Source organism: Alteribacter natronophilus (genome assembly GCF_006007885.1).
GTDB lineage: Bacteria > Bacillota > Bacilli > Bacillales > Salisediminibacteriaceae > Alteribacter > Alteribacter natronophilus.
This window is the reverse complement of record NZ_VCRO01000001.1, coordinates 247,590-271,209: the sequence shown is the minus strand read 5'-3', so window position 1 is coordinate 271,209 and position 23,620 is coordinate 247,590. Positions and strand designations below refer to the sequence as shown.

Sequence of the window (23,620 nt, the reverse complement as noted above, 5' to 3'; positions counted from 1 at the left end):
AATAAGGTTTCGAAGTAAATAAAAATAGGCCGTACGCCGGCCTATACCCTGTTTTAAGGAGTTGAAATCACGATTCAGGTGAACCAATAGTAAAAAGGGGCATTTCGCCTCACTAATCAAATACACCTCTTATTTTCTTTACAAGGTTGAGGTAATATTGATGGCCATGGGGAAGAAAATCGTCAGCGGATGCTTCTTTATCAGGGCCAGCCGGTACGCTGCAGCACTGCAGAAGAGCGGTCTCCTGTTTTCCCTCGAACAAAGCTTCCACTTCATCCAGTGAAACTCTGTAAAATCCATCAACCTCCCCCTGCTGGGGCACAAGCCGATCAGTGCCGCCGGTATATTTATAGAGGAAAGTATGAGCAAACTCGTTGTCGGAAAATCCTCTCCTTATACCGGGATCTGTCAGGCGGATCACTCCTAAAGAAATGAGATCGTCCATTGAAACGGAAACGCCTGTTTCCTCCTTCACTTCCCGGACACCGTCTCTGACAGATTCATCGGCGAGAAGATGTCCCGCAGCTGTTATATCGAGGAGCGAGGGATAGTCTTTCTTTTCGCTGCTCCTCATTTGAAAATAAAGCCCTATGTCCTCTTTTTCCTTCGCCACGAACCAGCAGTGAAACGTCTCGTGCCAGAAGCCTTTCCGGTGAACCTCTTCACGGGGGGCGGTCCCGGTCTGTTCGTGTTTTTCATTAAATGTTTTCAGGATCTCCACCACTTAATCACTCCTACTGTGCCCTCTGAAGTTTTCCCGGCTTTTAAACAGGGCCCGGATGCCTTGCCCACTGTATCGTTCATCACTGTATCTTGGTAAAACATGAAAATGGGCATGGGGGATATGCTGTCCCGCCATCTCCCCGCAGTTCCATCCGAGATTGTATCCATCAGGAAGGTGTCTTGAATCGATATAAGCTCTAGCTTTATGCAGCAGTTCATAAGTAGCCTGCCATTCTGCAGGAGTAAGCTCAAAGGGAGTCTCTTTATGTAACTTCGGTACAATCAGGCCAGCGCCTTGCAGGGCTTTTCCCGGTTCAGCTGAATGTCTCAGCTGCAGGAAACGGCAGTGAGTGTTTTCAAAAACTATTCTCTGATCGGGATTTTGTTCCGGTACACACAGCTCACAATCGATAATCATCCATCATACTCTCCTTTACCGGAAGAATGCCGTGCTCATGCCCCCACTTGAGAACTGCTTCATACGGGTCTCCCCTCAGGTGCAGTACTGAGGCAAAAGCAGGTTCGGTTTTCATGCCCTTTATTTTAAGTTCAATGACCTTCTCTTTTATTTCCGGATGCATCCGAAGCATGGCAGCTTCAGTGACCATATGCTCAAATGCGCGCTGCCTGTGTGAGGGGACCGGCTGACCGAAAAGTTCAAACTCAAAACCGGCGAATAGGAAATTGGCTTTTACTACAGACGTGCCGTGAACGTCTTTTTCCTCAGCAGTAAATTCCTCCATAGTACCGTACAGAGAAGTAACTTCCTTTTGAAACCTGTTAAAGTTTCTTTCGGAAACAAACAGTACAACATCCAGATCCGAGTGTTCAGTTTGAATTCCAAGAGGGATCGTCCCGCAGACCAGTGGAGTGTACCCCGCCAGATCGTGCAGAATGTTCAGCTTTTGTACAGCATCGTATGCTTTCTGCTGAATGGTACTTCCTGTCTTAAGTGTGCCGGGATATCTCTTCAACGGCGGACTGCCTCCCTTCATTGTAAAATCCATAAGTAAAAATATTCCAGATAAAGCGTAAATACCGGCAGCCGGGAAAAAGTGTTAAAAATTGATCTGTAAAAATTTTACCACTTGCCGGCAGTACCTTCCATTTATTTATCTGAGCGTCAATCAATAACGTTGAAGCAGACCTTTGCATATGATAAAATAAATCTAATCCCGACCTTTTCAATGCGGATTATCAGGTTTTTATATTCAAAGGGGTTACTCCCCGGGAGGGAACGAACATGGGAAGAGAATTTGTTGATCTGTTTGACCGCTGGGCCGAAAGCTACGATGATACGGTTCACGGTGTTGACGAAGAATATAAGGAAGTTTTTTTAAATTACAATACAATCCTTCAGGCTGTTGCCGACAGTGCACGCGGCCATGTTATTGAATTCGGCGTCGGGACCGGGAATCTAACGTCAGTGCTCAAAGCAAAAGGTCTCCGGGTTACCGGCGTGGAGCCCTCCGGCAAAATGCGGGACATTGCCCGGGAAAAGCATCCTGACGTAACGATTCACGAAGGAGACTTTCTATCCCATCCTGCTGTCGAACGCGGTGCTGACACGTACGTGTCCACCTATGCTTTTCACCATCTGACCGATGAAGAGAAAAAAGAAGCGGCTAATCTGTATTTCCGAACCTTAAACCGTGGCGGAAAAGTGGTATTCGCTGATACAATGTTTACAGATGACACCGCAAAGCAGCGAATGATCAGGCGGGCAGAAAACCACCAGTTTTACAATCTGGCTGAAGATCTGCGTACGGAATACTACACGACCATTCCTGTTCTGTCCGACATCTTCCGTGAAGCCGGCTTTGAGGTTGAGTTTACAAACCTTAACCCGTACGTCTGGCTCATGAGTGCGGTGAAGAAACACGACAATTAATTTACAGGAGGCTGTTAATGATGAGTAAGAAAATGAATGTTGAAAGCTTTAATCTGGATCACACGAAGGTAGCGGCACCTTATATCCGCCTCGCAGGTACGACGGAGGGAGCAAACGGAGACACCATTTACAAATACGACCTCCGCTTCTGCCAGCCGAACAAAGACCATATGGATATGCCGGGTCTTCATTCCCTTGAGCACATGATGGCCGAATTCAGCCGAAATCATCACGGACAGATTGTAGATATTTCCCCAATGGGCTGCCAGACAGGTTTCTATCTGAGCATTATTAACGACGAAAGCTACGATCACGTAGTGGAACTTGTTGAAAATACACTGAACGACGTGCTGAAAGCCGATGAAGTGCCGGCATGTAACGAAGTACAGTGCGGCTGGGCCGCCTCCCACTCTCTTGAAGGAGCAAAAGAGATTGCCCAGCGGATGCTTTCCAGAAAAGATGAGTGGACGCAGGTATTTGCGGACGAGCACCTCTAAGCCGGAGTCTGCTCATGACAATCTACCAGGGAATACACTCACTGATCGGAAATACACCGTTATTTGAACTCACCCAGGTCCCCCTTCCCAACAACTGCCGGCTGTTCGCCAAACTCGAATATTTTAATCCCGGCGGCAGCGTAAAGGATCGTCTCGGTCAGGAATTGATCCGCGATGCAATTGAAGGGGGACATATTTCCGAAACGGGAACCATTATTGAACCGACAGCCGGCAATACCGGTATTGGGCTCGCCCTTGCCGCTGTCGGTAAAAAAGTAAAAGTTATTTTTGTCGTGCCCGAAAAATTCAGTCAGGAAAAACAGACACTTATGCGGTCACTTGGCGCAACTGTGGTGAATACGCCGACTGAAAAAGGAATGAAAGGGGCCATTGCCCGTACCAGGGAGATGCTGAAGGAAATTCCCGACTCCTATTCCCCCGCCCAGTTTAACAATAAAGCAAACCCTGATACTTACTATAAATCTCTCGGTCCGGAGCTGGTCTCTGACCTGGACGGAAAAATTGATATTTTCGTGGCAGGTGCCGGTACCGGTGGAACATTCATGGGTACGGCTCGTTACCTGAAGGACCACCTGAAAAATGTGAAAACCGTGATTGTGGAACCTGAAGGCTCAATCCTTAACGGGGGCGAATCAGGCCCTCACCGTACAGAAGGAATCGGCATGGAATTCCTTCCTCCGTATATGGACACATCCTATTTCGATGCGGTTCATACAATTACTGATAAGGAAGCGTTTAGGCGTGTAAAGGAGCTTACAGAACAGGAAGGGCTCCTCGTGGCAAGCAGTTCCGGAGCTGCCTATGCTGCGGCTCTCAGGGAAGCGGAAACAGCACCTGCAGGATCACATATCGTAACCGTATTTCCTGACAGCAGCGAGCGGTATTTAAGCACAGGTATTTACGAAGGGAATGAATCCGAATGAAAAAGAAAACTCAAATGATTCACGGGGGCGTATTTGGAGACAAGCATACCGGCGCAGTGAGCACCCCGATTTACCAGGTATCCACCTACAAACAAAATGGTGTCGGCAATTTTTCCTACGAGTACTCCAGGACGGGCAACCCGACACGTGAAGCACTCGAGAAACTGATTGCGGATCTTGAAGGCGGACACCGCGGCTTTGCCTTCGGTTCGGGTATGGCTGCCATCAGTGCCGTTATGCAGATGTTTAAAGCCGGTGACCACGTTGTTTTTACCGACGATGTTTACGGCGGCACGTTCCGTCTTATGAGTAAAGTGATGAGCCGCTTCAATCTTGACGTGACGTTCGTCGACACGAGTGACGAAAATAGTGTTCGTGAAGCCATTCGTGACAATACTGTAGCCATCTACGCGGAGACACCTACAAATCCGCTGCTGAAAGTCACCGATATCAAGGCAATGCGCAGTCTTGCAGACGAACACGATCTGCTTTTAATCGTGGATAACACGTTCAGTACACCTTACTATCAGACTCCTATTGCACTTGGCGCCGATATTGTCATTCACAGTGCAACAAAATACCTGGGCGGTCACAGCGACGTAGTAGCCGGCCTTGCTGTCGTCAACAGTGACCAGCTCGGCGAGGAACTGCATTTTGTCCAGAATTCATCAGGCGGTGTGCTCGGTCCCCAGGATTCCTGGATCGTTATACGGGGAATTAAGACACTTGCCCTTCGAATGGAACAGACGGAAAAAAACACTGCAAAAGTGGTCGAGTTTCTTGAAAGCCGTGAAGATATCGAAAAAATCTACTACCCGGGTCTGGAGAGCCACAAAGGCCATGATGTTCATAAATCACAGGCCACTGGATTCGGCGGAATGATCAGCTTTGATGTAGGCAGCGGTGAGCGTGCGGAACATATTCTTGCACAGACGCGGTACTTCACCCTGGCTGAAAGCCTCGGAGCCGTTGAAAGTCTTATCAGCCTGCCTGCAAAAATGACACATGCGTCAATCCCGGCTGACCGCCGTAAGGAACTTGGCATCGCCGACGGACTGATCAGGGTATCCATCGGAATTGAAGACGCTGATGATCTCGTGGAAGATCTTCGCCAGGCACTCGATAGTAAAAAAGACTAACTGGAACGTTTAAGAGCCTCCCGGCAATGGATTATGCCGGGAGGCTCTTATTTACGCAGCATTTGTGTCCTCAGGAACCGATTGTTCCTTCATTTCTTTTCTTTTGGACAGGCATAACGGATAGGATGCTTTCACGCCTGAAAGTTCTAAGTGCCTTACGAAGGTGACAGAATGCCGTCACCTTTCCTGCACTTACACAGTGAATCGAGACTACCCGTTTCGTTACTGTCCCGGATTTATTCATATAAATCATCTCCACCGGTTCACGGCTGATCATGGCGCGCCTGAATATTCCTTCCATCCTGCATCCCCCGTTCGTTTTTTCTACTATCCATTATACGAACAAACGTTCTGTCACTCAAGAGGATTCCCCTGCCAAATCGTGGTTAAACCTTACTTTACCAGATTTAAGAGCAGCCCTTATGACCGGAACTCTCTTTCCTCGTCCTGTTTTGCACGCATGGCAAGAATGTGGTTCATCCTGAGGACCCGGGCTCTTTCTGGAGCTCTAAACTGGTTCTTTTCATCCTGTTCCTCACTGATTGCGATCATTTCATCGATCATCTCCCCTGCAGTAACGAAAGAGTTTTCCCGGGGGGAGTCGGCTTCAGAGAGCACCTTTTCAGCAGCGATTCCCATCATCCCGGGTGTACACTCGTGAACAAGGGGATGCTTTTTCAGCCGGAGGATATTCTGCTCTTCCTGTCCCGGGAGCGGAGCGGTCACGAGGATAGGTATTTGCGCGTGTAATGCTCCGGTGACGGTAACGCTGTCGGGTCTTGTTATGAGTAGATCCGCAGCTTTTACGTAATCCTCATAAGCAGGCGTAAAAGGAAATACCCGCACGTCATGACTGGAATCTGCTTTAATGAGCCTGCGGGCATCCCGTCTGTTTTCCCCGGTAAAACAAAGGAGAGTCCACCCTCCTGCTGCATCGCGGTCAAATGCACGGATGATTTTTCTGAAAGGCAGAAGTCCTTCCCGTCCCCCGCTCACAGCAGCTGCCTTAGCGTGCAGCGGCAGACCAATCTGCCTTCGCAGTGCCTCTTTGTCCACAGGTTCAGACCACGTGCCACGAATGCTGATGCAGCCACGTGCGAACCTGGAAAACGGATAGCTGTCCTGCCCACTTCTTATTTCCTCATCATCCGGAAGAAACACGCCATTCACTTCCTTTGAGAGACTCATCCCATGCATGGAATAGTCATTCACCACGGAAAAAAGTGCAGGTCTCTCATTTGTCCTGCACCGCCCAACCCAGCCGCCAGCCACAGCGGCAGCCAGAGGATGCGTGGTAACAAGCATATCAGGCTGTATACGGTCCAGTGTTTTACAGGCCTCTTTACATAGAGGGGAAAGTAACGGTGAGAGAGGTGTATAAGGTCTGTTACTGCGATGGTAAAGCTTCCGCCACAGTGCCGGGGCATGCTGTATCATCATTTTATAAAGCTTCGGAAGGCAGCTGCCCAGTCTTTCCGGAAGACAGGTGATTAAGTTGATTACGGTACAATCCGCGCCCCGTCTGTCCCATTCACGTTTTAATTTTCCCCAGACAGCCTCGCCGTCTGCTTCAGCCGAAAAGATCAGTAATACCACCTTTTTTCTCAATTCTCTCACCCGCCCCTCTGTTATTGTCCCCCTGTAAAATGGTCAGTGAAAACAGGGTATTATTAGTTTAGTGTAGGATCAGGTAAAAGATTCCATACATAGTGGACTGCTTTCCCGATGGCAGGTTTAAGTTCTGCAGTGCAGGGCATGAATGGAATAAGTACATTCAAAAGGGAGCCTCTGCATAGGCATAGACAGAGTGTTCCAATCTGATGAGGGAGGTGTGCAGGATGCTGAAAAAGTATCTTCTCTACTTTGCTGTCGGTACCGGGATCGGCTTTCTGTTCCAGATTATCGGCTGGGCTCTTTATCATATGCCGGAAGGTGCCCTCAATCATGCCGGTATTTATGCTCTGGCTGTGCTTCCAATGGCACTGATGCTGTATTTTCTTTACCGGAACGGAACAAAAGCCGGAAAAAAAGGGACCTGACCACTTTCTGCGCGTCAAAAAAAAAACACCCTCTTAATTAAGAAGGTGTCTTACCCGGTATTTTACGCATAGCCACGTGAGGAATTCCTGCATCGAAAAACTCGCCGGAAATGGTTTCGTAACCAAGGCGTTTGTAGAAGCGCTCGGCCTGAACCTGTGCATTAAGCTTTAGTTCTTCAATAGGATGGCGCTCGGCTTCTTCTTCAATTTTCTGCATAATTCGATCTCCCACGCCCTGTGTCCGGAATTCCTTCAGCACACAGATCCGCTCCACTTTCCCGATATCATCAAGAATCCGCAGTCGTCCTGCACCTACGGGTTTTTCACCCTCGGAATCTGCATACGCCACAAAGTGAACAGCCTCTTCTTCAAATTCATCGATTTCCTCTTCTTCAGGTACATGCTGCTCGTCCACAAAAACGGTCCGCCGCACCTGAAAAGCATCCTCTTTTTCCTTTTCTGATTTCACAACTCTTATATCCACAATTACTCTCCTTTTCCAAGCCGGAACGTTTCGTATACAGTCCACATATTGTTGTCCAGCTGATACAGAAGTGAGATCCGGTCCACTTTCTCTTCATGGTTGATCGATTCGAGTCTGAGACGGCCAAAAACATCCGAACACTCGTCGTTGTCAAGTTCCTGCCCGATTGTGATATGAGGGACAAACTGGTACTCATAATGATGTTCCAGTGGTCCTGTGTTCAGCTGTTCACGAAGGGAACCCAGTGCTTCATTCTCTCGGACTTTCATGTAAATTGTATTTGTTACCGGATGAAAAGAACCAAATTTATAAACCTCCAGGCTGAATGGCTCCACAGTGTCCGCCACTTTCCTGATCTCTTTCAGAATGGCCGGCAGCTCTTCCTCCTCAGCTGTAAATGACTCCTTGAGAGTCACATGCGGTGGAATGAGGGAGTAGTGGGAATCATAGCGCTTTCGGTATGAATTCGCGATATCCTGAAGTTTTTTTGATGGGAATATAGCAATGCCGTATTTCATGTAGAATGCCCTCCTTCTGTGTCCTACTTTATCTTTTTTCCTCTGCTTTTTCCAATCATATACGAAACGGATGAAAAATAAAATCCTGCCTCTGTCGCTAATTCAACACTCACCGGGGAAATCCCTTTTTTTCTTCCCATGTTTGCACATTGTATTTCCGGGAATACCCCACAGGGACAGTATAACGCCCTTTATTTGTCAATCTATTTTGAAAATATGCTACAATAAGCTCATACTACAGGAGATACAGGAGGAATACATTATGACCAGAGAACGAACACCTGTACACTGCCACGTCGTCGAGAACGCAGCCCGTAAACTGATTGAGGAACGGGGCGTCACACTGGAGGACATTGCGCGCATCGTGTACGATATGCAGGAACAATACAACCCGGACCTCCAGATGGAAGACTGTCTCGACAGTGTCGACAAAGTACTTCAGAAACGTGAAATTCAGCATGCTGTACTGGTCGGCATTGAACTCGATAAACTTGCAGAACAGAAAAAGCTGTCCGAACCGCTTCAGTCCATCGTGGAAATGGACGAAGGCCTGTTCGGCGTAGATGAAACCATTGCCCTCGGATCCGTCTTTGGCTACGGAAGTATTGCTGTCACCACTTTCGGTTACCTGGACAAGGAGAAAACCGGGATTATCCGAAAACTTGATCAGAAAACAGACGGTCAGTGTCATACTTTCTTCGACGACCTGCTGTGCAGCATCGCTGCCAACGCGTCAAGCCGCCTGGCACACCGACTGAGGGACCGCCAGGAGCGTCTCAGAGAGGAAGAAATTAAGGAACGCGACCGGGAAGAGCGCATCGGATAATGTTGTTTACCGGCTCGGGGTCGATGTCTGAGGTCTGACAGTAAAATCAACCCAAGCCGCTTTTAAAGGGTACGAGCCGGGAACTAAACTAAGCTGTTAAGAATGGCCTCACCGCAGGTGAGAGCCATTTTTTTCAGGACTTTTCCTGTTAAATTCCCGAAGGCGCGCCAAGTACCCTTTTCGCTTCTTCCCACTCTCTTGCTTCAACTGGAAAGAGGTGGTATTCTTTCTTACAATGCATATACTATCGACAACAGCCGTACAGAATGAACAGAGGTGAAGCAGATGGAAACGACAGTAAAAACGCCGAGATGGATCTATTTAAAGGAGATTTTCACATCCAGATTCCAGGCAGGCTGCCTGAAAGCAAAACTTGAAGAAAACTGGCATAATGGGTATGAGCGTCCACCCTGGGTTGAAATCCGTAAAAGAAAAGATAACCGCTACGTCGTCCGTTATACGTTCGATGAGTAATAAATCTATTGACACTTAAGCAGTTTTCCATTATATTATTAATTGTCGCCACCGTAACCGGTAGGCGGCTGAATAGATTTTATCAAGTTGTGAGAGCCGTTAGCTCAGCGGGAGAGCACTTGCTTGACAGGCAAGGGGTCGTTGGTTCAAATCCAATACGGCTCACCATTTATCTGAAAATTATTCTCATTACATAGCAGCAGCGCTTCACGCGCAAATACTCCGTTATTCTGTTAAATCAGGATAGCGGTTTTTTGCATTCTTTTCCCCACCGGCATTTGTAATTGTCGGCCTGCAGCTTCCTCCGTGCCCACGGGAAGAGTCCTCCTGCCGCATAATAGAAGAACATCCTTTACTAAAACGTCCTTCTGTTAACGTTTCCTTTCCGGTAAGCTGCCTTGTGGAGCTTTCCCCCTCCTCCCGTTAATTACAATTACCATCTGCCGTGAACTCAGTCATCTTCACTACATATATGCCTTGTACTTAGTAAAAGATAGAAAAGAAATTGTCAAACCAGCGAATTAAAGGAGTGAGCCGGTTGGATCTCAGCTTTATCTGGAAGGCAGTCCTGATTGTTTTTGGCGGCGTGCTGATTTTAAGGATTGCAGGAAGAAAATCAATTTCCCAATTAACAGTCGCCCAGACAGTTATGATGATTGCCGTCGGTTCCCTGATCATTCAGCCGGTTGGCGACAGAAACATCTGGACGACCCTCGTTATTACATTGATCCTTGTGCTCAATCTCCTGCTTATCGAATACCTCGCGTTAAAAAACGATGCGCTGGAAAAATTCTTTTACAGTAAATCAATTATGGTTATCGAAAACGGAAGGATCAATACCAGGAACCTTAAAAAAATGCGGCTTACAGTAGATATGCTCGAATTAAGATTAAGACAGCAGGGTATTCAGAATTTCAGTGATTTACAGTGGGCAACGATTGAGTCAAACGGCCAGCTTGGCTATATGCTCAAACCGGAAAAACAGACAGCAACGAAAGAGGACATTCAGCTGCTGATCAGACTGCTCAGTGAAAACACGAATCTGCATAGTGCCGACCTCCGCTCTTTGGAATCGAATATTTTTACGGAAGTAGCTAAGAAAGGGCATGAGAAACAACCCAAAGATGATCTGAGTTGAGGAAGGGGATGAAAAACTATGGGCAGGTTCTTTTTCATAACCCTTGCCAAATGGATCTTAACAGGGGGAATAATCGGTCTGATCATAGGGTCAGCCACTGCCTTCCTGTTAACTGTCAACGATCATCTCGGGAATACGAGGGAACAGCACTCGTGGCTGATTTTATTGCTTCCGCTGGCGGGTCTGCTCCTCGGATATTTATATATGCGATTAGGGCCCGGAGACGGGTATAACTTATATAAAGGCAACAACCTCGTCATAGAAGGGGTGCACGGAAAGACAAAAGTGCTGCGCAGGCTCGGTCCTTTAGTTTATATAGGCACGTTTCTGACTGTCCTGTTTGGCGGGTCTACCGGCAGGGAAGGTGCAGCTATTCAAATGGGTGGAAGTGCTGCCGAAACAGTAATCGGTTTTCTAAAGGTGAATCCGGCTGACAGAAAGATTCTGCTGAGGAGCGGCATCAGTGCCGGGTTTGGAGCAGCCTTCGGTACCCCGATTGCCGGGGCTGTTTTCGGAATGGAAATGACTGATATAGGAAAACTGAAGTATGAAGCCCTATTTCCCTGTCTTACAGCCAGTTTTATCGGCCATTACATAACGGAGAAAGCCTGGGGAGTGGAACACGAATCGTTTGTAATTCAGGCTGTGCCGGAGTTATCGCTCATCACGTTCTTAAAGGTAATTCTGCTGACTATACTCTTCAGCCTGCTGGGTATGGTGTATTGTCAGCTCCGTCATGCCATTCACAGGATTTCGGAGAAATACACGAAAAAAAATCATATGATCCGGGCATTTACCGGTGGTATTATCATAGTCCTACTCACCTTTTCACTTGGCACATATGATTATAACGGCAGAGGTCTTGATATGCTTGAAGCGTCATTTAACAGTGAAGTTCCCCCCTTTGCATTTCTTGCAAAGCTTGTTTTCACTGCCGTAACCCTGGGCACAGGATTTGTCGGGGGAGAAGCCATCCCACTGTTTTTTATGGGCGCCACTTTAGGAAATGCTTTATATCCGTTCTTTGATCTCCCCCTGTCTTTTCTGGCCGGACTCGGTTTGATATCTGCTTTCTGCGCAGGCGCAAATACACCTGTCGCTGCGTTTCTGCTGAGTATTGAGATGTTTGGCGGGGAAGGGATTGAGTATTTTTTTGTGGCCAGTATGACCGCATTTATTTTTTCCGGACATCACGGATTGTGGCCTTCCCAGAAAATTCACCGCCCGAAAAGCAGGTTGTTCGGACTGCCTGAAGGGGAAACAATTGAAAATGTGGAAAAGAACAAACTAAAGCGATAACGCGGCATAAATAAAGAAGCTTCGCTTCACGTCGTCCGTCCGCTTTACGCGGCGGTCCGGGGATCCTCCTCTGGCTATCGCCATGCGGGGTCTCCCCTAGGCCCCGTCTGGCGCAGGAGTCTCACTACCGCCGTGAAGCTTCGCAAATTGAAATTATATCTGTCCATACAAAACAGATTTTATAGTTAAAGGAGAACAAAAAAAGACGGCAGCATTTGCCCCGTCTTCGCTCTATTCCTGAAAAAGGCTGGAAGAGATGCCCCATTTACTAACGATCCCTCATTCCCCGCGGGGACTCAAAGTTGCCCGGTTCGTCATATGCCGGATCACCGCCTTCATTGCCCATCTTTGAGCTTTCAGGCGACTGGGAAGGAATGTTGTTGCACCCTGCTGAAAGGACCGAGACCAGCAGTACCCCGCACAGTACATTAATCACTTTTCTTTTTCCTGAAGAAACCATTGCAGAACCTCCTTTTTTACTCCATTTGACTGTATTTTCTCCGGAGGTCCGCCATTGTATCCGTTCTATCTGTGTACATAAGGGGTTCTGACTGAATTCATGAACACGTTCATGAAGAGGTAATAAAACCCTTCGTAGTCCATGTCCATGGCAATCTTATGCCTGAGATGCTCTTCTTCGGCTTCTGCTGCTGCGATACCGTAGTTCGGTCTGAAATCAGCTATACTTGCTCCACGTGCAGGCCCGGTACTCGTTTCAATAAAAATCTCCCGCTCAATCATGGTGAACAGTTCCGGATTGGTAAGGTACATCAAAGGAAGCAGATCATGAATATATGCCCCCTGAATTCCAGGCACAAATTCCTGATACTTTTCTGCGTAAAAGGTGAACATTTCCTGTAAAGGGCCTCTCAGCCTCTCAATAGGGGACCATTCTGCAAGATACCCGATCATCTCCTGGGTGACGAGAGCTTTTTCAGTCGCATCCAGGGGAAAAACGTGGGACCTGATGTTTTCAAATACAAACTTGGATGCTACCGGATCACCGTAAAAATTGGCCTCCGCAGCCGGAGTCACATTCCCCGGTGTCAGAAAAGCCCCGCCCATCAGAAAACAGTCCGTTGCCTTCTCCATTTTCTGTTTCCCGAGCATATACGCCAGCATCAGCCCGGTGTTCCGTCCCACATCCACAATAGCTACACCTTCATAACGGTCAAAAACCTCATAGAGATCAGTAAAATTAGTCAGCTGGAAGCCAATTCCCTCAGGCTCAAACTGACCAAGCCCTCCCACTCCATGCACTTCCGGATAAAATTCCACATAAACGTCGGATGCCGGCTGATTGGCCCCCCCAAAAACCGGAACATCCATGTCCAGCATATTGAGAATCGCATATATATTGCGGGTTGTAACTTCCACCTCCACATTCCCGTAACCCGATACAATACCGACTACGTTGATATCGGGATGCAGGAGTGCATAAATAAGGGCAATCGCATCGTCCACCCCCGGATCTGCAAACATCAGCACGTTTCTCGGCATCATCATAAGCCCCCCCTGTTTCAATTCTTACATAGTATTTATGCTCAAAAAGGCCCTGAAATGAAAACACCCTGGAGCTGCTGTGCTCCAGAGTGCTGACATGGCTATTATTCTGTTTTTTCCCACATGAGTGCAAGTGTTCCTTCACCGGCATGGACAGCAATTGTTGAGCTGATTTCACCGGTAACCACTCTGATGGAAGGCATTTTTTCTTTTATCTTTTCCTCAAGCTGCCGGGCTTTTTCAGCCACATTTCCATGAAGGATCTGGACCTCCTCCACCTTTCTCTTTTCGTACGAAGTGTGGAGAAGTTCAACAAGGCGGTTCACCGCTTTTTTTTCTGAGCGGATTCTTTCAAACAGTTCAAAAGTTCCCTCAGGTGTAATACGGAGCATTGGTTTAATTTTGAGCACGCTGCCGAGCATATACTGCGCTCCGGACATGCGCCCTCCCTTATAAAACTGTTCAAGACTTCCAAGAAGGATGTAGTTTTCTGTCATCCCTGCGTACGCACGAAGTTCATTTCCTATTTCCCGGACATCATTCTTTTCCCCAGCCAGTTTCAGTCCCCGGTGAAGAAGGTGCGTGATGGCATAGCTCATACACTTCGAGTCCACCACTTCAACCGGAAAACCCTCTGTGATCTCACTGCCCTGCACGGCACTGGAATACGTACCACTCAGTTCGCTGGATATATGAATAGCCACTGCACCGTCATATTCCTCTTTCAGCTTTTCAAAAAGAGCTGCAAATTTCCCGACAGACGGCTGCGATGTTTTCGGCACTTCCTTTTCTGCCCGGATCCTTGTATAAAGCTCATCTGTGGAGAGGTCCACGCCATCCTCATATTCCCCGTCTTTAAACATGATGTTTAACGGGAGGACGTATACATCGGGATGATTTCGAAGCTCATCGGTAATGTAAGCCGTACTGTCCGTTACAAATGCTGTTTTTTTCATATCCCCATCCCATTCCCTTTATAATCAATTTAAATTTTTAACTTTATCTTTAAAACCATTATAGTTTAAAACTCCTTTGATACCAAGTACTAATTGCAGGTGCTAATAAAAAAAGGAAGGTTGTTCTCCTGCGCCATATTGGTTTCCTAAACGCCCTCCTCCCGCTTTCCGCAGGGGTGACAATCCAGCACAAAAAATGGCTCTCACAGCGCGGTGAGGACCATTTCCATCAGGCGGGTTCTGTACCAGCCTTTTTTCAGTTTTTAAACGGCTGCTTTTTTCCGTAGGTCAGACTGCGCCAGAACCATTCTGCAGGGCCAAAACGGAAACGCTGAACCCACCAGTTGCTGATCACAATCTGAAGCGCAAACAGAACAAAAGCAATAACGATCCAGTAAACAGGCCCCACTTCACCGTAAAGTCCCAAACCGTAATTATAAAAGATCAGGGTACAGACGACTGACTGGACCAGGTAGTTGCTCAGTGCCATACGTCCAACTGCCCCCAGAGGGCTGAGCAGGCGTTTCCCGGCCACTGTCTGGTGCAGCAGGATCAGTGAGGTGATGTAAAAAAAGCAGAGAGCAGGACCTGCAATCATAGTTGCTGCCACCTGCAGAAGTGAGTGATGTGACAGCTCCGCTCCCTCTGCAGTATAACTGTTAACATAAACAAAATTAAACGGCAGACCTATAATGAGACTGCCTGCCCACACCTTCCTGAAAAAGGGGAGATTCTCCTGAATCCTTGTATGCTTTTCCGTCTTCGCAGCATAAACCCCGAAAAGAAACATAGCCAGAATCATTGGCGCCATAAACAGGTAGTTCGAAAACATAAACCAGTAGTCTGCCGTACGCTGGGTCATGATTTCGCCGAAGCTTCCACTGCCGTAGGCCGCCATACTGTTTTCCGCCATTTCCATATAGAAACGCTGTGTTTCAGCAGGGTTGGCAAAAGTCTCACCGGATAAGTACAGCGCAAGCGTGCCCAGAAAAAGAAAGACAGCAGGAACCCCAAGAAGAGCAAACGCCCAGATCAGACAGGTTTTCGCCTTACTCCTGTAAAACAGCAGCAGGACAAACCCGGTAAGGGCATAAATAATGAGAATATCGCCAAACCAGATCCCGAAAGCATGGATAATTCCGATTGCCAGCAGGAAAAAAAGTCTTCTGGCAAATAGACTTCCTGGCCGGTCCGTTTTTTCCTCTGCCCGCTTCAGAAAGAGAATAAAACCGATCCCGAACAGGAAGGAAAACATGGTGAAAAATTTTGACGATGCAAAAAATGCGATTGCCCATTCCGCTGCTCTGCTTGCCTGATCAGTAAAAAGCGAAACATCAAGCAGCATATTGTAAACAAAAGGAGTTGCAAAAAAAGGCATGTTGGCCAGGAGAATGCCGAGGAGTGCAAAACCCCTGATAATATCGATCTGTCTGACCCGGTCCCCCTGGAGGACCGGTGCTGTTTCATGAAGAGACATCTATTCACTTCCTTTCATTCCTAAGAGCTGTTTCCTGGCCGGGTGATGCAATTACTATACGTCAAAAAAAGCCCGCTTATCACCTTCGTGCCAGCTGTAATTTTTATCGAGAGGATCGGTACGCATTTTCACCTGCAGTTTCGTAAGTGCTACGAACAGTTCCTGCCGGGCCTCCTCTTTCATAATAAATTCAAGTCCATATGTATACAGTCCGCCTTCATCCTGTCTTCTCTTTATTTTTCCAAGGGAAACGAACTCCTGATCCGCGAGGGCAAAATTCACCTGAAGGACCAGACCGGGGTGTGCCGGCAGATCTATATTCGACGAAAAGCACATGCCGCCAAGTCCCATATCTTCTATAAGAACCGGTGTACTGTTCATGTCCACACTTTTTCCATTCACTCCGACTACCTGCATCGACCCTTTTAGCAGAGCGTGAAAGATCACTCTGAAGAACTCTCTCCTGTTGGCTGCAGAAGATCTGTAAACCGAGCGTACTGTTTTTTTATCTTTGTCTTCGATTGCCATCTCCCCCATTAAGCTTCTTTCATCCTACTACAGTACCATTATTATACACACCATCACAAAAAAGAGGCCGGATGAATCTTCATTTCGAAGAAAGTCCTAATCAGGGCAGTAAAAAAACTCAGAATTTAACACTGAATCCTTCAAACCGGTGAACCCCTGTCCCGAAGTGGTCGAGATTTTTCCTGCGGAGCAGCCGCGCAGCAGCTCCCGCTTTTTCCAGAATTGAGGCATCCAGTCCAAGGCGGTTATGACTTCCGAAAACGCACTTAACCCTATTTAAATCTGCAATTTTCATCCAGGAACTGACCAGTGCTGCCGGGTCCGTAGACGGATAAAAAGCATACACAGGTGTGTCACTGTACAAAAGATCGCCCGTAAATAGAAGTTCGTATGTTTCATCGTACAGACAGATGTGACCCGGGGAATGGCCGGGGGTATGAATAACCCTGAGGGTACGATCCCCAAAATCCAGCCGGTCACCATCCCTCAGCAGGGACGACGGCTTTCCGGTGAAGGGAACGTAGGCTTCGGCATTGAACGATTCGGGCACAGGGCCGGTAATATCTCTCCCCACATCGTGTCTGATCTGCGAAAGAGGGAGGCCTTTAATTCCCTCCTCAAGCCATTCCCGTTCTGCTTCGTGGACCATAAGTTCGTCAAATGAACCGTGGCTGCCTATGTGATCCCAGTGTACATGGGTCGTTACCACTGTAACCGGCAGAGCGGTCAGTTTCTCCACTACCGGTTTTATATCCGCTATACCCAGACCGGTGTCAATCAGACATGCTTTTTCCTTTCCCGTCAGAAGAAAGGAATGAACCTTTTCCCAGTGACCGTACTCGCTGATGGCATATGTATTTCTGCTGATTTTCTGAACGGTAAACCATTTATCAGACATATTTTTTCTCCCCTTAAAAATATCTTCTGTATTTCGGACAGTAAGGGGATGTATCTCCCCCTTTTAATGACAGTATTGCACCTGCTGCACGTGATGTGCCCGGTCTACTCGCTGCCGAGGGAACCGAAACCTCTGGTAAGGATCCGGTTAAACAGATTCATGGACCATATCTCATATAAACCCAGCCAGATACCTGCCGCAAGAATTATTAAAGAGATGATTGCAGCTGATGTTATCATGACGTTCCCCCTCTGTTTACTCTACGTACAGCCGATGAAGCGGTTTCATTTTTTTACAGAAGCTTTTTGCATGGTCATTGACAACCGTCTGTCATCTGGTGGATACTGAAACTGTTACGTTAACCAAAGTAATAAATAAGTTTACAATAGGAGTGTGACTTATGCAGACAACCGTACATAACCAATGGAATGACTATGCAGAACGGGTACTTTCCGGGAAACAGCTTACCAGGGAGGAAGCCCTGTCCATTCTAAAAGCAGACGACAGGGAAATACTTCCCCTCCTTGATGCCGCCTACAGGGTACGCAGTTATCACTACGGCAACAAAGTAAAGCTGAACATGATCATTAACGCCAAGAGCGGCCTCTGTCCGGAAAACTGCGGATACTGCTCCCAGTCTATTGTATCCGATGCACCAATAGAAAAATATTCCTTCCTTGATAAGAAAACCCTTGTAAACGGGGCAAGGGAGGCTGTAAAACGACAGGCAGGAACCTATTGTATCGTTGCCAGCGGCCGGGGAGCCACGGATCGTGAAGTCGACCAGGTGGCCGATGCCGTAAAGGAAATTAAAGCAGAAATGCCCCTTAAAATCTGCGCCTGTCTCGGGATCGTGTCCGAGGAGAAAGCCAGGAGGCTGCAGCAGGCAGGTGTTGAACGGTATAACCACAATCTCAATACCAGTGCCGGCCACCATAACGAGATTACCACCTCCCACACATACGGGGACCGGGTTGAAACGGTTCAGAACGTGGCGCGTGCAGGTATTTCCCCGTGCTCCGGGGTAATCGTTGGAATGGGAGAGACAGCCCACGATATCTATGACATGAGTATGGAGCTGAGAGGTCTGGATGCCGACTCGATTCCTGTTAATTTCCTCAATGCCATTGAGGGGACCCCGCTTGAAAATATGGATGACCTGAACCCGCGTTACTGCCTGAAGGTTCTTGCCTTCTTCAGGTTTATGCATCCGGATAAGGAAATCAGGATCAGCGGAGGACGTGAAGTAAATCTCCGGTCTCTTCAGGTAATGGGGCTTTATGCTGCAAATTCAATTTTTGTCGGTGACTACCTCACAACGGAAGGGCAGGTCGCCACCACTGATCATGAAATGATTGAGGATCTCGGCTTTGAGATTGAGAAGTGTGCGCTTTAGGGTACCTGGTGCACCAGAGCACTCGTTCGGGTGTCGACATAAATAGACCAGTCCTAATCTGTTAGTAAATCCCAATTTGACCAAAATAGAAACAATAAACAAGGACCGGACAGTGCCTCAGCACCGAACCGGTCCTTCCTTAATCTAAAGACTAGTACTTACACGCACACGCGATGATCACAAGAAGGATGAACAACACGAGGATTAAAGCAAATCCTGTGCCGGCACCACCTACTTGACCACAGCCATAACCGTAACCGGAGTATCCCCACATAGTACTCACCTGCCTTCTGCTTGGGACTACACTAACAATATAGTCAGCTCCCCCACTTTTGCCTGTATATTAGCCCGGTTTTTCGCAAATCGCAGAAAAAAATAAGGCAGCTGACCCGGTTTATTCAGGCCGCCCAATGCGACTCAAAGCAGTTTTTCATGGAACTTCTTCTAAATACCATACTTTCCTCATTTAATTTACAGACAGGCTTTTGAGGCGGAGGCGGTAATAATGCTGCTTTTACTTGTAAGACAAATCGTTCTGGGGCTGTCCATAGCAGCACCAATCGGGCCAATCAATATAGAAATTATCCGGCGCGGCATCCATTATGGTTTCTGGCCGTCCCTTCTCGTTGGTGCCGGAGGAATGTCTGCTGATCTCCTTCTTATGTTTTTTATGTACCAGGGCCTTTCTGCCGTTCTTACACTGGGAAGTGTTCAGCTGGGGCTGATGATCCTCGGTGCTGTCATACTGACCTGGACAGGCATATCCGGACTACGCAGCAGTACAAATGCGGCCGGAGCTCATGAGGGCATGCAGTCCGGGCCCGGGGATGAACCCGAAGGAATCGAAAATGGCACACTGCTTCGATCCTATGCCACGGGTGCTTCTATAGCCATGTTCAACCCGCTGAACATATTATTCTGGCTTGGAATATATGGATCTGTTCTGAGTGACACATTCAGCGATGAGAATAAACTTCGTGCATTTCTGGTCAGCAGCGCCGTATTTCTCGGTGTAGGCCTGTGGAACCTCAACCTGGCATTTACGGTTCATTTCGGCAAGCGTCTTCTGCACCCCAATACCGTCCGATGTGTCTGTGTGGTGGCAAGCCTGGTTATCCTCGGATTTGGCGTTTATTTTGCCTCGAAAGCTGCGCTTCGGATTATCGGAATGATGTAAACTTCGACGTAAACTTTTAAGCAGAGACGCGGGTTTTCCGGTTATTATGCTGAGCCTCCATCCGCCGGTACAATCAGAAAGAGCGCCCCGTATGAAGGGACGCTCTTTTTTTATATGCTTTGGTATTTTTCCAGAAATCCGAGTATGGACTTATAAACTTTGATTTCATTTTCCTTTTTGGAAAAGCCGTGACCTTCATCTTCAAGCACAAGGTACTCCACTTCAGTTCCCTGCTTTCTCAAGGCTTCCACGATCTGGTCACTTTCCTCTTTCACCACACGTGGATCGTTGGCCCCCTGGATGACAAGCATCGGTCTGGACATTGTATTCAGATAGGTGATCGGTGAATCTTTTTCAAGGCGCTCCCTGTCTTCCTCAGCATCCCCGAGCCAGCGCTTCATTACCGGTTTCCAGTGATCGGGCACTGAATTCAGGAACGTAAACAGGTTGGATACGCCGAAAATATCGATTACTGCGCGGAAATAGTCCGGGTGTCGGCCGTGGAGGAGCAGAGCCATGTATCCGCCGTAACTTCCGCCAAGAAGGTACAGTCTGTCACGGTGACACTTGCCTGTTTCAAACAGCCATTCGATTCCGGCGACACAGTCGAGACGCGGCCCTTCTCCCCAGTCTTGCTCAACAAGTTTCGTAAAAGAGGCGCCGTAGCCGGTACTTCCTCTGAAGTTAGGTGCAAAAATTGAGTATCCTTCATTCAGGAAACACTGGAACATGGCGCGGAACGTCTTCCGTTCAGCCGCCTGGGGACCTCCGTGAGGCCAGAAAATCACGTGGCCATTATCATTTTCCGGCTTAGCCTTAAACCATAAGGCTTCAATCTCCATATCATCAAAGGAACGGTAGCTCACAACTTCAGGCGCGACCATATCCTCCGTCTCCACACCGGGAACGCGGTTTTCCGTCAGCTTCTCCCACACTCCGTCATTACTGCAGATGTAGAGATTTACCGGCTCTGCCGCGCTCGTCCCCTGAACATAAATCCGCCCGCTTGCTGCCACATGGATCTGTCCGAGAACATCGAGTGGGCAGTTCAGATTCTCTGCCTCGCCTTCACCGTTTCCAAGGCGGTAAAGGCGGTCTTCCACTCCCTGTTCAGTATGAATGAAGAGCGTTTTGGAATCCTTATGCCAGTAAATTGCAGCTGCACTTTCATTTTCAAAGTCCGCGTGGATTGTCCGTTTACCGGAAGGGATATCGTATTTTACAATATAACTGTATTCAGCTTCATCGTTCGATACAAAATACAGTGTCTTTTCATCCGCGAACACTGCATCACCGGTTATATGCACCCGTTCAGGGTCTTCGCTCAGAAGTGTTTTCTCCCCGCTCTTTATATCGAGCAGATAGGAAAGAGCGTACGTGTTTGCCAGATGAACCCGGATTACCGCCATGGTCTCATCCGGTGAGACAGCTGTAATGGAAGTGGCGCCGTTTTCCCCTTCATAAATCTGCACCTCTTCACCGGTCTCAAGATCTTTACGGAATCCCCTTAGGAAATTCGGATTTCCTTTACTTGTACTGTAATACAGGTGCTTACCGGCTTCATTCAGGTGGGCAAAAAAGAATTTGTCTTCTTTTTCCCCTTCAACAAGCTTCGTTTTCTTTCCACCGGCACGGGGCATAGCGTAGAGGTGATAGTTTTCGTCGCCGTCGTGATCGAAGGAGCCGAGCACAAAACGTCCCCCGGAATCCTCCTTAAGAGCTCCGCAGCTCTGTTCGGTCTGTGTAAACAGGTATGGGAAGCCATTTGGCAGGTCCATCGCCCACACGTTCATTTTACCGTTCAGATTGGTTGAGAAAAGCAGTCTGGATTCATCCTTTGAAACGGTGAATCCCGTAATTGCGTATGTACGGAAAAATTGTTCAACTGCATGTTCCGGAAATTGCATGATTCCCTGCACCCCTTTATATGTTTGAATGTTTTGAACAATAAAATTATATCACTGATGGCAGAAACGTTCGACCAAAATGGCCGAACGCCTTACGCATACATCCCTTTCTGACGCTGCACGATATTCCAGATCATCACAAGGAGAAGCGGCACGGTCATGCTTCCAATCGCAGTATTAACTGCCGTAAGAGTCTGGGCATATTGGTCCGCTGCTGTTACGTAGGCCGGATCAACAAACCGGACGAGGACTGTGCTGTAAACAAGCAGGCCTGCTGCAACCGCGATCCCGGTCTGAAGAAAAAGGCGTTTATATACTTTGCCAGGTTCAGCAAGGTAATCACTGAGCATTTTATAGGAGATTCCTACAATAAATATACTGGCTCCAAGCTGAGCAGTGATCAGCAGAAACAACATGGCTGCCTGCTGTGACATCAGCATACCTGTTAGAAAAATCATGTAAACTCCCTCCTTTTCTCATAGTTTAGTTACGGCTGAGGAAGGGGTAAGTTTCATTTTTCTGACAATTAGGGCTGGGACATAAGGAAAGTGTTTAGATTAGAATCCGAACAAAAAACTGATAAGCGGATGAAATATTCGCCGACTCCTGCGGGAGGGAAAGCGCAGGTGAGACCCCTTAAGTAGCGAAGCCCGCGGAGGCTCAGCCGCTTCCCGCGGAAAGCGGCGAATATTTCAGGAGCGATTTACCTCCACCGCATATTGGTTGTTCGGATTTTCGTCTGTAAAAATACTTCTGTCCCAGCCACTGATTGATCCTGATTAGATTGTAAACGATATTTTCCCAAGCTGTTCTCCCCGTTTCAGCTTTTCAAAAGCTTCACGGAACTGCTCAAGGGGAAATGTGCTGTCCATAACCGGCTTAATACCATGCTTTTCTGTAAACGCAAGCATCCCCCTGAACTCCTCATGACTGCCCATTGTGGATCCGTGCAGATTGTACTGGCCATAGAAGAATTTCCGGAGGTTGATCTGAAGCTCATCTCCTGTCGAGGAACCAAAGCTGACGATCGTCCCTCCCTTTCTCAGCGTGTCCATGGAGCGGTTGAATGTAGCTGCACCTACAGATTCGATTACAAGGTCCATTTTCGTTCCCTTAAGTGCCTCATTCCAGTCTTCACTGCTGTCGAGTGCCATTTCCGCTCCCAGTTCCAGTGCTTCCTTCCGTTTGTAAGGGGATCTGCTCGAGACAAACACCCGCGCTCCGGCAGCTCTGGCAAACTGAAGAAGTGTGGTCGCCACTCCCCCTCCGATCCCTGGAATAAATACGTTCATGTTTTCCTTAACTCCCCCTCTTGTAAACAAAGCGCGGTATGCAGTCAGACCGGCTAGGGAGAGTGCTGCACTTTCCTCCCAGCTGAGATGTGAAGGCTTTGGAGCCGTACAGGCAGCCGGAACCGTAACATATTCGGCAAAGGTCCCGTCGTTTGGAAAACCGAGGACCTCAAAGCTGTCCGGCGGGGCATCACTCTGTTTTTCCCAGTATAGCCCCGGATTGATAATGACTTCCTCACCTTTATTGAGGTCTGGTACATTTTCACCGTGATCATCTATTACGCCTGCACCGTCTGATCCGATAACAAATGGCGGATCGTCGGGACTGTGACGATCGAGTACAAACAGGTCTCTGTGGTTGAGGCCGGCAGCCTTTAAGCGGATCCTGACTTCATCTGGACCGGGTTCAGGCTTAGGATGACGGTCCGTAAGTACGAGCCCGTCAAAACCTTTAGGTCTTGTATGCGTGAGTGCTTTCATTTTGTGACGCCTCCTTGTTGATCAGGGTTTGTCC

General features: G+C 48.0%; 29 protein-coding genes and 1 tRNA gene. 12 read left to right on the top strand and 18 right to left on the bottom strand.

Annotated features, from left to right (window positions below):
* Window positions 1-112 precede the first annotated feature (112 nt).
* From FGB90_RS01390 to FGB90_RS01380, 3 genes are read right to left on the bottom strand one after another with little or no spacing between them, the layout of a single operon-like run.
* Window positions 113-721 (bottom strand): NUDIX hydrolase, encoded by a 609-nt coding sequence (locus FGB90_RS01390; protein ID WP_246056008.1) that lies wholly within the window; start codon window positions 719-721, stop codon window positions 113-115.
* 3 nt (window positions 722-724) lie between these two features.
* Window positions 725-1,141, bottom strand: a complete 417-nt coding sequence (locus FGB90_RS01385) for an HIT family protein (RefSeq protein ID WP_138808779.1) — start codon at window positions 1,139-1,141, stop codon at window positions 725-727.
* Window positions 1,125-1,697: a DUF4269 domain-containing protein gene (locus FGB90_RS01380; RefSeq protein ID WP_246056006.1), complete on the bottom strand. Its 573-nt coding sequence runs from the start codon at window positions 1,695-1,697 to the stop codon at window positions 1,125-1,127. The genes FGB90_RS01385 and FGB90_RS01380 overlap by 17 nt, the downstream gene beginning before the upstream one ends.
* Window positions 1,698-1,966: 269 nt before the next feature.
* Here FGB90_RS01380 and FGB90_RS01375 point away from each other — a divergent pair, with 269 nt between their 5' ends.
* The 4 genes from FGB90_RS01375 to FGB90_RS01360 are packed head-to-tail and all read left to right on the top strand — an operon-like array spanning window position 1,967 to window position 5,194.
* On the top strand, window positions 1,967-2,614 hold the full coding sequence (locus FGB90_RS01375; protein ID WP_138808778.1) for a class I SAM-dependent DNA methyltransferase: 648 nt from the start codon (window positions 1,967-1,969) through the stop codon (window positions 2,612-2,614).
* 20 nt (window positions 2,615-2,634) lie between these two features.
* On the top strand, window positions 2,635-3,111 hold the full coding sequence (locus FGB90_RS01370) for an S-ribosylhomocysteine lyase (RefSeq protein WP_138809927.1): 477 nt from the start codon (window positions 2,635-2,637) through the stop codon (window positions 3,109-3,111).
* Window positions 3,112-3,125: 14 nt separating this feature from the next.
* Window positions 3,126-4,055: a PLP-dependent cysteine synthase family protein gene (locus tag FGB90_RS01365; RefSeq protein ID WP_138808777.1), complete on the top strand. Its 930-nt coding sequence runs from the start codon at window positions 3,126-3,128 to the stop codon at window positions 4,053-4,055.
* Window positions 4,052-5,194, top strand: coding sequence for a bifunctional cystathionine gamma-lyase/homocysteine desulfhydrase (locus tag FGB90_RS01360; RefSeq protein ID WP_138808776.1), 1,143 nt, complete (start codon window positions 4,052-4,054; stop codon window positions 5,192-5,194). The genes FGB90_RS01365 and FGB90_RS01360 overlap by 4 nt, the downstream gene beginning before the upstream one ends.
* Before the next feature lie 70 nt (window positions 5,195-5,264).
* On the opposite strand, the gene FGB90_RS01355 is transcribed toward FGB90_RS01360, so the two are convergent.
* Window positions 5,265-5,495 (bottom strand): WYL domain-containing protein, encoded by a 231-nt coding sequence (locus FGB90_RS01355; protein ID WP_138808775.1) that lies wholly within the window; start codon window positions 5,493-5,495, stop codon window positions 5,265-5,267.
* Window positions 5,496-5,614: 119 nt separating this feature from the next.
* A complete protein-coding gene (locus tag FGB90_RS01350) occupies window positions 5,615-6,802 on the bottom strand; it encodes an MGDG synthase family glycosyltransferase (protein WP_171051658.1) in 1,188 nt (395 codons plus the stop codon).
* A 230-nt stretch (window positions 6,803-7,032) separates the two neighbouring features.
* Between FGB90_RS01350 and FGB90_RS01345 the strand changes: the two genes are divergently transcribed.
* Window positions 7,033-7,233, top strand: a complete 201-nt coding sequence (locus FGB90_RS01345; protein WP_138808773.1) for a hypothetical protein — start codon at window positions 7,033-7,035, stop codon at window positions 7,231-7,233.
* Between the two features lie 37 nt (window positions 7,234-7,270).
* Here FGB90_RS01345 and FGB90_RS01340 read toward each other — a convergent pair whose 3' ends face one another.
* Window positions 7,271-7,717 (bottom strand): GNAT family N-acetyltransferase, encoded by a 447-nt coding sequence (locus FGB90_RS01340; RefSeq protein ID WP_138808772.1) that lies wholly within the window; start codon window positions 7,715-7,717, stop codon window positions 7,271-7,273.
* Window positions 7,718-7,719: 2 nt separating this feature from the next.
* Window positions 7,720-8,235 (bottom strand): YjcG family protein, encoded by a 516-nt coding sequence (locus FGB90_RS01335; RefSeq protein WP_138808771.1) that lies wholly within the window; start codon window positions 8,233-8,235, stop codon window positions 7,720-7,722.
* Between the two features lie 262 nt (window positions 8,236-8,497).
* On the opposite strand from FGB90_RS01335, the gene FGB90_RS01330 reads away from it, so the two are divergent.
* From FGB90_RS01330 to FGB90_RS01310, 5 genes are all read left to right on the top strand, one after another.
* A complete protein-coding gene (locus FGB90_RS01330) occupies window positions 8,498-9,061 on the top strand; it encodes a phosphatidylglycerophosphatase A family protein (RefSeq protein WP_138808770.1) in 564 nt (187 codons plus the stop codon).
* A 285-nt stretch (window positions 9,062-9,346) separates the two neighbouring features.
* Window positions 9,347-9,535 (top strand): hypothetical protein, encoded by a 189-nt coding sequence (locus FGB90_RS01325; protein WP_138808769.1) that lies wholly within the window; start codon window positions 9,347-9,349, stop codon window positions 9,533-9,535.
* A gap of 93 nt (window positions 9,536-9,628) precedes the next feature.
* Window positions 9,629-9,703 (top strand) — tRNA-Val (locus FGB90_RS01320).
* A gap of 361 nt (window positions 9,704-10,064) precedes the next feature.
* Window positions 10,065-10,673, top strand: a complete 609-nt coding sequence (locus FGB90_RS01315; protein WP_306419224.1) for a DUF421 domain-containing protein — start codon at window positions 10,065-10,067, stop codon at window positions 10,671-10,673.
* 18 nt (window positions 10,674-10,691) lie between these two features.
* Entirely contained in the window at window positions 10,692-11,972 is a 1,281-nt protein-coding gene (locus FGB90_RS01310) for a chloride channel protein (protein WP_138808767.1), read from the top strand.
* 268 nt (window positions 11,973-12,240) lie between these two features.
* Here FGB90_RS01310 and FGB90_RS01305 read toward each other — a convergent pair whose 3' ends face one another.
* The 7 genes from FGB90_RS01305 to FGB90_RS20050 form a co-directional block, all read right to left on the bottom strand.
* Window positions 12,241-12,432 (bottom strand): hypothetical protein, encoded by a 192-nt coding sequence (locus tag FGB90_RS01305; RefSeq protein ID WP_138808766.1) that lies wholly within the window; start codon window positions 12,430-12,432, stop codon window positions 12,241-12,243.
* Window positions 12,433-12,497: 65 nt separating this feature from the next.
* Window positions 12,498-13,478, bottom strand: coding sequence for a nucleoside hydrolase (locus FGB90_RS01300; RefSeq protein WP_138808765.1), 981 nt, complete (start codon window positions 13,476-13,478; stop codon window positions 12,498-12,500).
* 101 nt (window positions 13,479-13,579) lie between these two features.
* Complete coding sequence (locus FGB90_RS01295; RefSeq protein WP_138808764.1) at window positions 13,580-14,431, bottom strand: DegV family protein; 852 nt, start codon at window positions 14,429-14,431, stop codon at window positions 13,580-13,582.
* 256 nt (window positions 14,432-14,687) lie between these two features.
* Window positions 14,688-15,908 carry a DUF418 domain-containing protein gene (locus FGB90_RS01290; protein ID WP_138808763.1) on the bottom strand — a complete coding sequence of 407 codons (1,221 nt, stop codon included), beginning with the start codon at window positions 15,906-15,908 and terminating at the stop codon, window positions 14,688-14,690.
* A gap of 54 nt (window positions 15,909-15,962) precedes the next feature.
* Complete coding sequence (locus tag FGB90_RS01285; RefSeq protein WP_138808762.1) at window positions 15,963-16,445, bottom strand: PilZ domain-containing protein; 483 nt, start codon at window positions 16,443-16,445, stop codon at window positions 15,963-15,965.
* A gap of 109 nt (window positions 16,446-16,554) precedes the next feature.
* Window positions 16,555-17,334, bottom strand: a complete 780-nt coding sequence (locus FGB90_RS01280) for an MBL fold metallo-hydrolase (RefSeq protein ID WP_138808761.1) — start codon at window positions 17,332-17,334, stop codon at window positions 16,555-16,557.
* Between the two features lie 104 nt (window positions 17,335-17,438).
* Window positions 17,439-17,573, bottom strand: a complete 135-nt coding sequence (locus FGB90_RS20050) for a hypothetical protein (RefSeq protein WP_281280004.1) — start codon at window positions 17,571-17,573, stop codon at window positions 17,439-17,441.
* 161 nt (window positions 17,574-17,734) lie between these two features.
* Between FGB90_RS20050 and bioB the strand changes: the two genes are divergently transcribed.
* Complete coding sequence (gene bioB, locus FGB90_RS01275; RefSeq protein ID WP_138808760.1) at window positions 17,735-18,730, top strand: biotin synthase BioB; 996 nt, start codon at window positions 17,735-17,737, stop codon at window positions 18,728-18,730.
* A 151-nt stretch (window positions 18,731-18,881) separates the two neighbouring features.
* Here the strand turns inward: bioB and FGB90_RS01270 are convergent, their stop codons facing one another.
* Window positions 18,882-19,004, bottom strand: a complete 123-nt coding sequence (locus FGB90_RS01270) for a YjcZ family sporulation protein (protein WP_138809925.1) — start codon at window positions 19,002-19,004, stop codon at window positions 18,882-18,884.
* Between the two features lie 231 nt (window positions 19,005-19,235).
* Between FGB90_RS01270 and FGB90_RS01265 the strand changes: the two genes are divergently transcribed.
* Entirely contained in the window at window positions 19,236-19,907 is a 672-nt protein-coding gene (locus FGB90_RS01265; RefSeq protein ID WP_138808759.1) for a LysE family translocator, read from the top strand.
* Window positions 19,908-20,017: 110 nt separating this feature from the next.
* On the opposite strand, the gene FGB90_RS01260 is transcribed toward FGB90_RS01265, so the two are convergent.
* The 3 genes from FGB90_RS01260 to FGB90_RS01250 all read right to left on the bottom strand — a co-directional run bounded on the left by FGB90_RS01260 (window position 20,018) and on the right by FGB90_RS01250 (window position 23,586).
* Window positions 20,018-21,814, bottom strand: a complete 1,797-nt coding sequence (locus tag FGB90_RS01260) for a S9 family peptidase (protein ID WP_306419213.1) — start codon at window positions 21,812-21,814, stop codon at window positions 20,018-20,020.
* A 92-nt stretch (window positions 21,815-21,906) separates the two neighbouring features.
* A complete protein-coding gene (locus FGB90_RS01255; protein WP_138808758.1) occupies window positions 21,907-22,272 on the bottom strand; it encodes a hypothetical protein in 366 nt (121 codons plus the stop codon).
* Window positions 22,273-22,593: 321 nt separating this feature from the next.
* Window positions 22,594-23,586: a zinc-binding dehydrogenase gene (locus FGB90_RS01250; protein WP_138808757.1), complete on the bottom strand. Its 993-nt coding sequence runs from the start codon at window positions 23,584-23,586 to the stop codon at window positions 22,594-22,596.
* Window positions 23,587-23,620: the final 34 nt, after the last annotated feature.